Annotated in this window: 9 protein-coding genes; 6 read left to right on the top strand and 3 right to left on the bottom strand. The window is 45.8% G+C overall.

Annotated elements, in window-relative coordinates; all coding sequences use genetic code 11:
- Nucleotides 1–347: 347 nt before the first annotated feature.
- On the top strand, nucleotides 348–2222 hold the full coding sequence (locus EL628_RS21245) for a type 1 periplasmic-binding domain-containing protein (RefSeq protein ID WP_126582022.1): 1875 nt from the start codon (nucleotides 348–350) through the stop codon (nucleotides 2220–2222).
- A gap of 174 nt (nucleotides 2223–2396) precedes the next feature.
- Nucleotides 2397–3590, top strand: a complete 1194-nt coding sequence (locus EL628_RS21240) for a hypothetical protein (protein ID WP_126582021.1) — start codon at nucleotides 2397–2399, stop codon at nucleotides 3588–3590.
- Nucleotides 3591–3609: 19 nt separating this feature from the next.
- Here EL628_RS21240 and EL628_RS21235 read toward each other — a convergent pair whose 3' ends face one another.
- Complete coding sequence (locus EL628_RS21235; protein ID WP_126582020.1) at nucleotides 3610–4614, bottom strand: LLM class flavin-dependent oxidoreductase; 1005 nt, start codon at nucleotides 4612–4614, stop codon at nucleotides 3610–3612.
- 487 nt (nucleotides 4615–5101) lie between these two features.
- Between EL628_RS21235 and EL628_RS21230 the strand changes: the two genes are divergently transcribed.
- Nucleotides 5102–5581, top strand: a complete 480-nt coding sequence (locus EL628_RS21230; protein ID WP_126582019.1) for a DinB family protein — start codon at nucleotides 5102–5104, stop codon at nucleotides 5579–5581.
- A gap of 223 nt (nucleotides 5582–5804) precedes the next feature.
- On the top strand, nucleotides 5805–6197 hold the full coding sequence (locus EL628_RS21225; RefSeq protein ID WP_161975656.1) for a cupredoxin domain-containing protein: 393 nt from the start codon (nucleotides 5805–5807) through the stop codon (nucleotides 6195–6197).
- Between the two features lie 102 nt (nucleotides 6198–6299).
- On the opposite strand, the gene EL628_RS21220 is transcribed toward EL628_RS21225, so the two are convergent.
- Nucleotides 6300–6866, bottom strand: a complete 567-nt coding sequence (locus EL628_RS21220) for an HD domain-containing protein (RefSeq protein WP_126582017.1) — start codon at nucleotides 6864–6866, stop codon at nucleotides 6300–6302.
- A 560-nt stretch (nucleotides 6867–7426) separates the two neighbouring features.
- Between EL628_RS21220 and EL628_RS21215 the strand changes: the two genes are divergently transcribed.
- The gene (locus EL628_RS21215) at nucleotides 7427–11422 is read left to right on the top strand and encodes a beta strand repeat-containing protein (RefSeq protein WP_126582016.1); all 3996 of its coding nucleotides are present in this window, start codon (nucleotides 7427–7429) and stop codon (nucleotides 11420–11422) included.
- Nucleotides 11423–11496: 74 nt separating this feature from the next.
- On the opposite strand, the gene EL628_RS21210 is transcribed toward EL628_RS21215, so the two are convergent.
- Nucleotides 11497–12162: a hypothetical protein gene (locus EL628_RS21210; protein WP_126582015.1), complete on the bottom strand. Its 666-nt coding sequence runs from the start codon at nucleotides 12160–12162 to the stop codon at nucleotides 11497–11499.
- A 399-nt stretch (nucleotides 12163–12561) separates the two neighbouring features.
- Here EL628_RS21210 and EL628_RS21205 point away from each other — a divergent pair, with 399 nt between their 5' ends.
- Entirely contained in the window at nucleotides 12562–14013 is a 1452-nt protein-coding gene (locus EL628_RS21205; protein WP_126582014.1) for a hypothetical protein, read from the top strand.
- The last annotated feature ends 82 nt before the right edge of the window (nucleotides 14014–14095 follow it).

Genomic DNA, 14095 nt, shown 5'->3' with positions numbered 1-14095 from the left:
CCCAACCAATGGGTCAGTTGTCATGCCTTCTAACGATTATGACGATGGTTGTGTCCCTTTCGTCTAGGTGTTATCTGGGTAGACTAGTCTTCTTGTTTGCGCTGAGTAGACGAGTAGACTTTCATAAAAGAGTTCGTCTAAAAATTCAGGCTAGTCGAGCGTCTCTCTGTTATAATCACCTTCAAAAAAACGTCTCTAAAACGTCTCTAATGTAAGATACTTATTTTTGGTTATCGGGCCTTCTATCTGGAAGCGAGTCTTTATTATTTCTTTTAAGGCATGGTCAAATAGAGCGAGAACTATGTCTAAAGAGAATGCTCTATTGGTATATATACTGGGAGGATGTAATGATACAGGAAGATACTCCGCAGATTGATCAAGATGGTTCTGAAGATGAGCAAAAGAAGCATCATCATACAAATGTTCGTTTTATTACTTTTATTATTTTAATTGTTTTTTTGTTGATCTGTAGTGGAAATCAGATCGCCTTTTCATTTATAACCGGCTTGTTAGCTTTATTTACTGTGGGAACGTTTGAGCCAGTCTCTAATAAAATTATTGAATTTGTTGAAAAGCCTCTAGCGTGGGTTGTGGATCTCTTTAAATTGCTCTTTGCACATCTTGCAAGCCGGGGTTTAAAGCGGCATAGCCAACTCTTTTTGAATGTTTGTGTAGCACTTGTGTTGTTATTGACCCTTGGCGTAACGACGTTGAGTCGCTCAAGAAGTGTGCTTGCTGGGAATATCAATGACACGATCTGCTTAAACTGGCAGGCTTCATGGTGGATCTCTTGTAGCTCCGGGTTGGGAATGACGATGCTTCCGAATGGGGTACAGGTTGGTCTTATCAAGGATGGGAGTGCTGGTCCTTTTGATCAGACCAGTCTGAATGAGAGTGAGAAGCAGATTGAGAAGTTGATTTTTGCCCAGAATAAGCGTGCCTGCTCATCTCCTCACATCACACTGGCCGTGGTTACTATGTTGAGCCGTACGGTTGAGAACCCTTATAGCTCTGCTAATGTGGGCCTTCAAGATCTGCGCGGAGCTGTTCTGGCGCAGCAGAAATATAATAGTCAGCATCCAACCTTCCAACTCTGTCTGGTGATTGCGAATCTGGGGACATCTGAAACTGCGAATGAGAATAGTGGTCTGGTAAGCCAGTGTTCGGACTGCTACTCATTGCCAATTATTGTGCACCAGCTGGCTCAATTTGCGCATACGGATGGTCATTTGAGAGGCATTATTGGCTTTCCCTATAGTCAGCAATCTAAAGAAGCCTTAGCCGAACGAGCAAAACTGCCGCAGACTGCGTTATTACCTATTATTTCTCCTTCTGCTTCCGCCACTACTCTCTCGAATAATGGAAATTTCTATCGTATTGCTTCACCTGATACCAGTCAGGGACTGGTGCTTGGACAGTTTTTCTGCAACCATTTGTTGCATGGTCAGTGGCCAACCCTGGCAATTTTTAGCGATGATGCAGATGTCTATAGCCATAGCCTCCAATTTGCCTTTAGCAATCATCTTTCCTGTGCAGATAAAGTCAATCTTGTTCATGAGAGCTATAAAAATGGCAATACAGCCTCCATTCAAGCTGCTGTACGTCGGGCGCTGCTACAGGATCATGCTAGCTATATCTTTTTTCCTGGCTACAATGCTGACCTGGATAATCTAGAGTTTGAGATTCGCAATAACCTGCGCGATCAGGCAAGTACCCTGACGGTCATGGGTGGAGATGGGCTTTATGATATTGATGGTACCACTCACTTCGCCTATGCACCAATCTATTCAACGATCTTTACCTCTCCCGTTCCCGCAGACTCTGCATTCGTGCAGCAGTATTTAAAGAATCAATTTCCACTTCCATATCTTGCTAATTCAATCCCATCGCAAACATTGTTCCCTCCACATACAATCCTGGCTTATGACGCCGCTACAGCTTTTACAGAGGCTTTTAAGCATTTTGGAAGTTCAGATTTCTCACAGGCTGACTTTAATACAACTTTAGGTACAGTCTCTTTTAGTGGTGTAAGTGGATATACTGCGCTACAGGGAGATCAGAATAATGGCCATATTAGCGACCGCAATGAGGGCTCTGTCTATGTAACCTGTACTGATCGTTTGCGTACCATTCACCTTACAGCTTACTATACCAGCGTCAATATTACTAACGGCAATGTGATTGAACTGCCTGCTTCAAATGAGCAAGTCTTTTGCAATTAAGTCTGTAATTGCAAAAGACTCTTTTCTATTGTGTATAAAAAGTCCATATTTATCAATATGTCTTCTAAGTTGTAAATACTAATTCTCCTACTAATCGTTATTGATATAAAGCAGAGTTTCCCTCTATTACTTGGCCGCATACTGTGCTATCCGTATGCTTGAAAGGACGTGTCTATGAATAGTTCATGGGAGCAACATTATGCCAGGCTTGCTTTCTCTTTTGATCGCCTGGTTAGGCAGGCATCCCAGGGCGAATGTGCTTTTGTTGATGCGTATTATGGACCAGCTGAATTGAAGGAACTGGCTCCTTTTGCACTCCCATCTGAACTGGTTCAGCAGGCTCACATTTTGGAGCAGGAGCTGCAAACATTGCCCTTTGCTCCACAGCGTTTAGCTTTCTTGCAGAAGCAGGTGAAAGCTATGGCTACACTGGCACGCAGGCTCAATGGTGAGACTCTGTCCTTGCATGAAGAAGTTCAGGGATTATTAGATATTTCTGTGGAGTGGGTGCCCGATGAGCGTTTTGATGAGGCTTTCTCTCTCTATGAGCAGGCCCTTCCTGGCAAAGGCAGTCTTGGTCAACGCTTGCTTGAATGGAGACGGGCTCACCAGTTGCCAACTCAGCATATTGCACAGCTAAATCAGCTCTTAGAATATATGCAGATCACGATTCGCCAACGAACGCGAGCATTGTGGCCCTTGCCAGTTGAAGAACGTCTGCATCTCCGTCTGGTAGAAGAGAAGGAGCGGGCGTATCATTATCTGGGAAATTATCGCTCGCGCATTGAGATTAATAAGTATTTTATTCCTGATCTTCCACGTTTGCTTGCTACGCTCTGTTACGATGGTTATCCTGGACGGCATACGGAAGCTGTGCTTAAAGAGCAGCTTCTCTATCGTGAGCAAGGGCAGTTTGAGCAATGTTTCCATCTGAGACTGAGCCCACAGAGCGTTATTAGCCAGGGTATTGCGATGTTGAGTTGGGAGATGATCTTTGCTCCCGGCGAGATTGAGCAGTGGCTGGCAAAGCATATCTATCCTGTTCTGGGATTGAATACGGAGATGGAGAATATTGTTAAAATCTGGCAGGCGCAGGATATTCTGAAGGGAGTAGGCTGTAATGCTGCCCTCCTCTTACAGGAGGGGCGCTCGGATGAAGAGGTTCAACAATATATGCAGAAATATCAGGCATTGGTTAATCTCGATTGTCTCAAAAATCCGTTTCTCGCTCCTTGCATTTTTACTTATTACTATAGCAAGCAGTTGATCAAGCCCTGGATCAGACAGGATGATCGTCAGAGTACTTTTCGCCGTTTTCTGACTGAGGCTGTCTGTCCATCTGATCTGGTTCGACCAACTGACTTGTAGATTGGGTTGGTCGAAAGAACTAGACCCCTGTAATGCTATCCAGGCGTCCAATCAGTTGTGCAAGCCGGGTACGTTCTTGTTCGGGATTGGAGACGGGCACTGGTAGGACAAGAAGCTCTTCAAGCCCTTGTGAGAGAATCTCCTTGAACCTGGCTGCAATCTGTTCCTCTGTTCCAGAAATGACGAGACTATTGACAAGATCGTCAGACATAACGCCCTGTTCGCTCACAGGGAAACCCGCGTCTGCAAACATGTGGGCATAAAATGGCAATGTACCATAGAATGCAATCTGTTTGCGTGTGGCTGCCAGGACGGCTGCTCTGTCTGAACTGGCGGCTGCAAGGACATGTGCCACGATTGGCGGTGTGGGACGATTGCGATTGGCTGCTCCTCTCTGTAGGGCTGGCAGGGCCGTTTTTAAGAGATAGGGGATCGGACAGAGCCAGGGAATGGCTCCATCTGAGATCTCGCCAGCTAGCTGATAGGCATTTTCGCGTAGAGCTGAGATCAGGATAGGTACGCGAGCAGTACGCGGTAGAGAGGCGACAATGTTGTAATTGTTGCTGTGATGATCAATCTTACCTTCCCATAAGAGTGCGCGGAGTATCCCTACATACTCTCGGAGGTGTTCGATTGGAGGTGTCATGTGGAGACCATAGACGCCTTCAATCATTGGCTTATGGCTGGGACCAACTCCCAGGCGCAAGCGATCAGGTGCGAGATCGTAGATGGAGAGGACCTGCATCGCAAGCGTAAGCGGATGGCGTGGATAGGTTGGTACAATGGCTGTGCCCAGGCGAATTGTCTTCGTCTGAACAGCGGCGGCTGCGAATGTTGTCAGGGTATCTGGTGTCGTTGGAGCCTGTATCGACCAGACCTGCCTCACTCCTGCCGCCTCTGCTTCCACGATAGCTTTTACTGCTGCCTGAGCCTGGGTTCCATCTATTACCAGGCCGACTCTCTCACGCAGACTTCTTACTGGCGGTTGAGGTGCACCTGTCGGCGCGAATTGATTCTCATGCATGATTACTTTACCTTTTTACAATTTTTGAAGAACCATCGTTTTTTTGAGCTAGTTTGCCGCTTCACTCTCTCTATCATATCGTATCACGCCGACTGTACTGAATGCCTTATTTGTTGAGATTATTATGTCTGTGATGCATCTTTAACGATTTCCAGTGTTACATCCGCAATCCAGGATTGCCCTTGTCCACGTTGGAGAAGGCCAAAATTGATGAAGAGGTCTTGTTCTGATACGTCGCAAAATAATTCATAGCTAATAATTCATCAGATAAGTTTTCCTTCATTGACCATTTCATTTCTTCTCTTCAGAATGGGGTACTAAACAATAGTAACAAAAAAAGAGATAAAGGTTTCTTTTCTTGAAAAGCAAAATTTTTACTTGTAGGCTCATTGAATGTGCGTATAACAGACACTTCTAGTTTGCATACACACTTGAAATTACTCTATGCTATGCGTAGTTATCTTTTTCATGATGTGAGGATCGTATTATGGTGCATCTTACACAGAGGTTTCAGGAGCGCTTGCAGGTGAGCATGGATGAGTTTTTGTGGGCTACTCAGCTTATCTCTGAGGCAAGACTTTATCTCGCGCCTCGTGAGAACCGCTGGCCTGTTGCCCGTCTCCTTTTTCATCTGGTAGATTATGAGCGACGCCTGGGTCTACCGAGTATTCTCCAGTGGGTTGGGGCTGATTGTCCTATTGCTGGTACACCCGAAGAGGATGCTGCTAAGGAAGAATTGGCCTGGCAGAATGGCGAAGCTGGCGATTTTGCTACTATGGTTGCTGAGTTTAAAGCGTTACGGGAGCAGCAGATTGCTTTATTGGGAACGTTGCCAGAAGAGAGTTGGCAAGAGGTGCGTGAAGCCGTCTGGGGCCCACGCTCACTTGCATGGGTAGTCACTAAAACATATCAACATACGCTTGAACATACAGATGAGGTTCTGCGCTCCTATCTCTGGTGGCGCTAGACCTTTCTAATAGAACAGGGAAGGGCCTGTCTTCTTCTTCCCTTTTCGTCTTTGTTCTCTCTATGTCCTCTCATCCATTTGTTGATCTCATCGGGAGGATAGAGCTCACATTAAAGTGGGGGCTAGAGCGAAAAGGTCCAGGCGACTCTCCCTTGTGTCTTGTATAATACTGATGGTGGGTGTTGTTTGTTTTGTGTCTCGGTATGTGTGGAGGTTTACAGGTATGTCTATCGAAAAGAAAATCTTCAGCTTGTTGGGAATCTGTATGTTACTGACGATGCTTGTTTCAGCTTGTAGGATCATTGATTCAAATAACATTCCTCAAAACCCTAAGGTTGAGATGGGCGCAACCAATTTTCTGAAACCAACAATTACCATCAAAAAGGGCAATAGCCTGGATCTGATTGATAGTGTTGCTTCCCAACACATTATTATTAATGGGAAATGGGATGGTTCTCAGCAAGTAAAAACACAAGAGCCGGGCGCACCTTCTGTAAATTTTACGGTGAATGCAAGCGGTGAGGCTCATACAGTTGGACCGTTTAATACGGCGGGCAATTTCAATATCTACTGTACTATTCATCCAGGTATGAACTTGACTGTAACCGTACAATAATGGTCCTCTTTGTAAGCCTGTTCTGCTGCATTTCTTCTCCTCAGTCTACGACACAAATAGAGGCAGTGGCAGCTTTACCTTTTGCTTATCAAAGAGAGAACGCTATTGTTCGTACGTCCTGGCAACATGTTCGATTTCAGTAACTACGCGGTTTAACTCTATTCCTAATGGAGTTATATTCTGGGATAGAAGTGTATCTGTTACGCTACGATAATACCAGAGCACTCCTTCTTTACCGCCTGTGAAGCGTGCCCAGAGCTCCTCACCAATCTGATGATAATCCTGAAGAATCGAGCGTGCATTATGTAGCTTGTCTGCAGATGCGACTAATCTGACGGAAGGTGAAGCCGTCCGTAGATGGTCGATATACACCTCTTTACACGCTCTCCATGGGCGAATAAGAGGATTAGTGCAGCCACTGACAATGTCCGCTACTGTTTCGCCAAAGCGTTGTTGGATCTCCAGACGTATCGTCTCACCACCTTGATCTTCTATCGCATCATGAAGCAATGCCGCAATGGCTTCATCCTCATTTCCCCCCTGCTCCAAAACAATACTGGTAACAGCTAGAAGATGCGCGATATAAGGAGTTTCGGACCCTTTGCGTTTTTGCTGTGCATGCAATTGTATGGCATAGATGATAGCTTCTTCAAAGCGGTGTGAAAGCATTGGTAGTCTCTCCCTGTTTTATAAAAGAATTGGCATACATCATTGGTTTTAGCATATAAAACCTGATCCCCATTTGTCAATTTGCGGCGTTTGAACCGCCCCTTTTACCATATTTTTTACTTCACAGGTTGTCTGACGCATAAAAGTGCATGGTAATACATATTCTTGTGTATTAAATGTAGAAATCTACACCGGGAGTGCTTATTTGATGCTCTATCGTCACCACATCTCAACAATAATTAAGCATTAAAAAATTTATATATGCATTATAATCTCTTTGAATGCATTGATAGTATCGAGAAATTTTGCAAAGGGATAAAACTTGTATTTCTGGTAACCTGGATGTTGTGAAGGAGGTGGGGAACTTATCCTGTAGAGAGACTTTTATCCTGCTGTCTGTGTAAAGGGATTGGATTTATGCAGGCTCAGGCGAACCCCAATTTTCGGTCTGCCTCTGTATGGACTTGCCTGTAGATTGGGTGGATCACCATATATCATTGATTTTGCGAATGCAAATATGTAAATAATGCATGTTATGACATGCACGAGGTAAAAACCGTATGAATCTCTGGCGTCTTCTCATGAGAATTGCAGTTGTGTTTAAGCAAGGGCGGCGGCATAAATGGTGGCGTATGGCCTTGAGTGCTCTGATTGTTTTTGTTCCAATAATTGCTGGTCTGGTGATCTTGAATGCATCTCTTCAGCATGTAAGAGCAGATTCTGATACTGTTTCAAAGGATGCTCTTCGTACCAGTTGGTATCCTGATCAGACTGGTTTGACGCCTGGTTTAGTAAGTGGTGGGACGTTTGGCCAGTTGTTCAATGCGAGCGTGAATGGTCAGGTTTATGCTCAGCCACTGGTTGCGAATGGAGTCGTCTTTGTGGCGACTGAAACCAATAACATTTATGGTTTGAATGCTGCGACGGGTGCTCAACTGTGGACACGGAATCTGGGAACCCCTTTTAATCCATCAGATGTGACCTGTTCCGATCTTTCGCCTCTGGTTGGTATTACCGGGACTCCGGTCATTGATTCAGCGACGAATGTAGCCTATTTCACCTCGAAGTCATATACGAATGGGTCTTCTGGTGCTGTTTCCATCTATATGCATGCTGTGAGCGTGGCGACGGGGGAGGAGCAAGCTGGATTTCCGGTTTTAATCCAGGGAATTGCATCTAACGATCCTACGCATAGCTTCAATTCAAGGGATCAGTTGCAGCGGCCTGGTCTGTTGCTTATGAATGGTGTCGTTTATGCTGCTTTTGGGGGCCATTGTGATCGTAAACCTTATGAAGGATGGGTGGTTGGAGTTTCGACCAGTGGGCAATTAAAGGCATTGTGGACTACTGAGGCTGGTACTACGCTTCCAAATACGTTGGGCCCGGGTGGTGGTATCTGGCAGTCTGGCGGGGGTCTGGTCTCAGATGGGGTAGGACAGATTATCTTCGCTACCGGAAATGGTGTGGTTCCTCCGATTGGGCCGGGCAAGAATCCTCCAGGTCAATTGGCCCAGGCTGTGACCCGTTTGAATGTGCAGTCTGATGGCTCATTAAAGGCTACCGATTTTTTTTCACCCTATGATTCAGATACTTTGAATGCGAACGATTCTGATCTAGGTTCCGGGGCTCCTATGGAACTGCCTTCGCAGTACTTTGGAACATCAACTTATCCACATATATTGCTTGAAGCTGGCAAACAAGGTCGACTGTATATGCTGAATGCTGACAATATGGGTGGGCGTGGTCAGGGTCCAAGTGGGGCTGATGCTGTAATTAATATTCTAGGACCTAATGGGGGTCTGTGGAGTAAGCCCAGTGTCTGGCCTGGCGATGGTGGCTATATATATACCACTACTGCACAAGGAGGTGGTGGCAGCGGAAAATTAAAGGCATATCACTATGGACTGGATGGATCTGGCAAGCCGACGTTGGGTCTGGTAGCCTCTACTTCGGATACCTTTGGTTTTGGGTCAGGTTCTCCTGTGATTACGTCATCTGGCACAAACTCTGGATCTGCCCTGGTCTGGGTGATCTGGTCCGCTGATGGTACAGGATCAGGAGCTCAGTTGCGTGCATACGATCCTGTTCCGGTGAATGGAACCTTAAATCTGCGCTATAGTGTATCAATTGGCACTTCGAGCAAGTTTTCTTCTCCAGGTGTTGATGGAAACAGGATCTTTGTTGGAACACGCGATGGCCATGTTCTAGGCTTTGGTGCACCCGTAAATACACCTTTGACTGGTGGCTCGCTTGATTTAGGAACGGTTGTTGTTGGAAAAAGCGCCCAGGGGAAGTTAACATTAACGGCTAATTCTAACCTTTCCGTCTCTGCTCTGGCTTCTAACAATACTGTTTTTCGTGTTGGAACCCCAACTCCTGCTCTGCCAGCATCGCTTACCTCCGGGGCAACATTGGATATTCCAATTACCTTTACTCCAACGACAGATGGTCTGGTTGGAGCGAATATTACAGTGACGACATCGGCAGGGAAATTTAGTTTTGCTGTATCTGGCACAGGCGAATCGTCAACCGGGATGATTACTGTTTCTCCATCTCCCATTAGTTTTGGAGGGGTCGCCGCAGGTGGTACACCCGTCACTGCAACAACAACGTTTACCAATAGTGGTGCCAGCTCTATTACAATCTCTCAGGAGACGCTGCCAAAAGATCCTTTTTCGGTTAGCGGTCTGCCTGCCGTAAACTCAACTCTGGCTCCTAATGCCAGTGTCACAGTCACATTGACCTTTGCCCCAACCATTACAGGCTCGTTTACAGATGCTTTGACTCTTGTGACAACTGGTGGTACGGCTACTGTTCCTATCTCTGGAACTGCTGGTACGCCTGGAAATTTACAGGTGACGCCTGCTACGATTGATCTTGGAGATGTGCCTATTGGTGGCAATGGACTGGCAACTTTTACCGTCAAGAATACTGGTGGCAGTACGATTACAATCACGCGCTCAAAGTTACCTATTGCTGGGGTTGGCTTTACGGCCTTAACCAATTTACCAGAGGGGACCGCCGTTGCGCCAGGAATTTCTTTCACCGAGAATGTCCTTTTTAAGCCTGCTGCAAAAGGAGCTCAGACTGATAGCTGGTCACTGAATAGTGATGATGGTTCAGGGGTCAAGACTGTCACCTTTAATGCGAAAGGTGTGGCAGCAGTAGCGAATCCTATCCTGCCCACTCTGTATATAGGTGATGTCACAGTAGCGCAGCCTACCGCTAATACGGTTATTGCTAATCTGCCTGTTACCTTAACAGCTCCCAGTACCTCGCCAATTACGGTCAATTATACGACGAAGGATGGATCGGCGACGGTTGCCAATGGTGATTATACGGCTGCAAGTGGCTCGTTAACCTTTAATCCTGGCGATACCAGTAAGACAATTCCCATTACCGTTCATGCTCATACCAGTCGTAGTGGTTTGATTGATTTCTCAGTCACGCTCTCCAGTCCAAAGAATGCTATTCTGGGCGATAATACTGCAAAGGTCTGGCTGGTGCAGCGCCAGGGGCCATATTCTGTCTATATTGCCGATGCAGCTGTCGATGTTTCGGGGGGAAAGGCCACTGAAACTATTCCTGTTACCCTTTCCTCTGCCCCTGCAAGCGGCGAGACTGTCTCGGTAGTGGTCGCCAGTGCTGACGGAACTGCTAAAGCGGGTACCGATTATACTGCTGTGCAGCCAACTACACTGACTTTTAATAGCGGGGAGACAACGAAAAATCTTTCAGTTCCGGTGAATAAAGTTGGCAGTGGAAATAAAACGTTTGTCATGAACCTGACTACTCCTTCCTCAAACGCTCAAATTGGTGATGCTCAGGCGATGGTAACGATCATTAACGGAGGCGCTCCACCCTTGCCGGCAGTCTACATTTCCGATCTGTCATTGGTGCTTTCGAGCACTGGTACAAGTACAGCGAATTTTACTCTCACATTGAGTACTGCAAGTTCCTTGCCCGTTACTGTGGGATATGCAACTCATGATGGCTCCGCCACTGTCTCGGGTGGTTACTATAATCAGGCCAGTGGGAGTGTTACCTTTAATCCAGGTGAGATGAGTAAAACTGTTCCTGTCACCGTAAATGGTAGTAGCATTCATGGGACTGGGACGTACTTTTACCTCAATCTTCATGGAATTACAAATGCTGTATTAGGCGATAATGCCGGGCGAGCTACGTTGATCAGTCAGTTGGGGCTGTATGCGGCCACTGGATATGATATAACGGTATTCCAGAATACGACCTCCCCATCTCTGGCTCAGATTATTGTCTCTTTGGATACTCCTATTGAGAATGGTCAGACGGTTACCTTGAAGGTAAATACGGTCGATGGTACAGCAATTTCAGGTTCAGATAAAGATTATATTGCTCTGCCAGTGACGACTTTGACGTTTAATCCAGGCGATCAGAGTCTAACTGTTCCGATCGTGATTAACCCAAATCTGAACACCTCTGCTCCGAAAACATTTACTCTGACGCTGATGCGCTTCAGCTCTAATGTAGAGGTGGCTGATACCAGCACTACAGTTACCATTGTAAGTCATGCTTAAGTAGTCTGCTTTACCTGCCAGATGAATGTGTATGCATTTATCTGGCACTTTTTTGTGATCAGAAAATGGATGCATTAGTTGAGGTAGAATGAATAATCGTTTTTGTCTTCCCGTTGATACTGTTCAATAAGTTGTCGAGCTCGTGCACCAATATGATTTCCACGATATAGTTGTGCCAGCACGATAAGATTCGGTATGATATAAGTGAGGTCGATCCGGGCTTTCTCAATAACATCTAGCAGGAAATGAAGCTCCGGACCACTTTCAGGATCATTAATATTCTCTAATCGTATGAGTAAATAATTAATTGTCGGCGCACAGCGACGAGCGTATTCGCTATCCACTTTCTTAAGGCGCAGCATGCAACATATTCCTCTTAGTGGAGCCTCTTGCTTATTTTCCTGATTATGATTGGAATAGGTTAGCAACGTATTAATAAAGTATGGTACGACGAGATTGGGGCCTACCTCAATTAATATATTAACCGCTTCGCTCCACCCTGGATGGTCTGGCTTCTGAATGATCTCTATCAGGTGAGGAAGCGCCTCTACTTTTTTTTGGAGGCTCATTTGCCGCAGTACCTTCATTAAGATTGCCTGCCTCATCTCATCAAGGACCACAAACTGTTTTCGTAATAGACGAAAGACATCCTCTGGAAAATGGATCATTTGTTGGATTAGACGCTCTCGATCAGTAGTATCATGACTTTTAACCGCGCTGGTTAAGAGCTTTTCAATCATAAAAATTTCCTCATATCTGTATTTATAGATCGTAAGATGATCTGTCTATGCAATAGTTCTCTGGTCCTCATTATAGGTTACGGGTTAGGAATGCTAATCTGCTTCAGTCTCTAGCCAATTTGCTTGCCTATCCTCTGTTTCGCGGCCTTAACGCCGTAAATTGGCCAGTGCAAATCTTGTGTAGAGGCGACGTATTGGAGGGTATAGTGTAGAAATAACATCTGTATCCGCGTTTTGTCTGACTTATTAGAGAGTGTTTATAAGCTATGGACATCAAAAATATCCTCTACTTTGCTGTCAGAATAAATCTCATGCGCCGATTATACTAGGTGTGTACTAATCTGGTTGAGTATGCTGCCTATCTATGGGTGAAGAAACATGGAGAGGGAAGGATGAAAAATGCAACAAACTCATGAGATTCCACCTCAGCAAGAGCTACCCAGACCACGGAGGCCGCGACGTTTCCGCTTTACATGGCGTTTCCAACTCAGCTTGCTTGCTGCTTCTATTCTGATTGTCAGTATTGTGTTTACATTTGCGTATTTTACGCAGCCTCATTTTACATCTCCTGAAAGTGAAGAGATTGTAGCGCCGAAAAAGACAGCTACGGTCTCCCCTCAAGGGGCGCAGACGGTTTCTCCGCAAAATACAGAAACCATGGCTAGCGAAGATTCGATTGTAAAGCAGATTCTCATTGATGAAAATACAAATGGTTGGGATACAACGTATCATGGTATTCTGATCAATTGGCGGCGTGATGATCCCTCAAAGGTGAATTGTAGCGATGATATGTGTGATGTGCGAGGTCATTCGACACGACATGATGTATTGAATGATCTGCGCGATTTGGAGAACCTCTATTGGTATCGCGCTCGCCATCCCAGCGATTCGTCTCTCAATGGTTATATTGCGCGCATATTGCCGACTGTGCAGCGTGAATGGGGGGCAACGACCCAATCGAAAGGATGGCTCTACTTTACGATTCTGCGGATGGGCATGTATAGTGATGATCCTGGTTATTGGAATAATACCCTGCAAAACTGGGCTCAGGCACAGTATAATGCTACCGATCCTGTCCTGGGAGTACATCATGGCCTGACTAATACAGTCGCTGGCCATGGCAATATTCCTCTGCAAGATGGTTATCGTGTCGATGGTGATCTCGAGCTGGGGCTGGCCCTGACCGATGCTGGAGTCCGTTTTCATCGCCCAGACTGGGTTAGTGTTGGCAAACGCGAAGTACAAAGTGTCATTAACAGCTCCTTTAACCCTAAGTACCATCTCTTTGCTCGCGTTTATGTCCTGTCCGATCCCCGTTTTGGCTCTAATCATGTCTATGATCCTCAAGCCCGAATGGGGGAGAATGGACAGGAGATTGAGGAGCTATTACGCACAGGCCTCTATACAAAAACCGATTCCTATGTACAACTGGCGAAAGAGATGCTGGATGCATTGGTGAACTCTCCCTTACATGATCGTGTCCATGGTGGCTTCTATTACCGCCTTCTCTTAGGCGATTTTCAAGGCTTGCATGAGGGGTATATTGATCAGAGCATGAAGGAGACACGGCAATTCCATATGCTGCCTGCTGTACATTTGGCGAATAAAGTTTTTAACAATCGTTGGAGCGACATTGCGGCAGAATTACATAAACTTGCCACTGCCAATGATGGACTATTCTTACCTGCTCCTGTGCCAGGTTTTACCTATCGTTTAAAACCTGATGGCGCGCTCTATCCCTGCCCCACCTGCGTAGGACCACAGAAGAATGAGAATTGGGTTACTTCAGAGGCTGATAACATTGCAATGGAAGGCCTTCAGGCTATTGTAGAGGATAAATCAATGCCTTAGCATCCCTCTCCTGGTCGAGAGGAATGGTAGTGAGAGGAAAGGTCTGACGAAATGAAATTGTCAGGCCTTGTCCTCATAAAAA

The sequence above is a fragment of the Tengunoibacter tsumagoiensis genome (assembly GCF_003967535.1).
In the GTDB taxonomy this organism is placed as follows: Bacteria; Chloroflexota; Ktedonobacteria; order Ktedonobacterales; family Ktedonobacteraceae; genus Tengunoibacter; species Tengunoibacter tsumagoiensis.
Note: the sequence above shows the minus strand (reverse complement) of the source record. Positions and strands in the feature narration are given on the sequence as shown.

Excerpts from the sequence above, each read along its gene's own strand:
- EL628_RS21245 (WP_126582022.1), top strand. The coding sequence starts at position 348 with ATGATACAGGAAGATACTCCGCAGATTGATCAAGATGGTTCTGAAGAT.
- EL628_RS21240 (WP_126582021.1), top strand. The coding sequence starts at position 2,397 with ATGAATAGTTCATGGGAGCAACATTATGCCAGGCTTGCTTTCTCTTTT.
- EL628_RS21235 (WP_126582020.1), bottom strand. The coding sequence starts at position 4,614 with ATGCATGAGAATCAATTCGCGCCGACAGGTGCACCTCAACCGCCAGTA.
- EL628_RS21230 (WP_126582019.1), top strand. The coding sequence starts at position 5,102 with ATGGTGCATCTTACACAGAGGTTTCAGGAGCGCTTGCAGGTGAGCATG.
- EL628_RS21225 (WP_161975656.1), top strand. The coding sequence starts at position 5,805 with ATGTCTATCGAAAAGAAAATCTTCAGCTTGTTGGGAATCTGTATGTTA.
- EL628_RS21220 (WP_126582017.1), bottom strand. The coding sequence starts at position 6,866 with ATGCTTTCACACCGCTTTGAAGAAGCTATCATCTATGCCATACAATTG.
- EL628_RS21215 (WP_126582016.1), top strand. The coding sequence starts at position 7,427 with ATGAATCTCTGGCGTCTTCTCATGAGAATTGCAGTTGTGTTTAAGCAA.
- EL628_RS21210 (WP_126582015.1), bottom strand. The coding sequence starts at position 12,162 with ATGATTGAAAAGCTCTTAACCAGCGCGGTTAAAAGTCATGATACTACT.
- EL628_RS21205 (WP_126582014.1), top strand. The coding sequence starts at position 12,562 with ATGCAACAAACTCATGAGATTCCACCTCAGCAAGAGCTACCCAGACCA.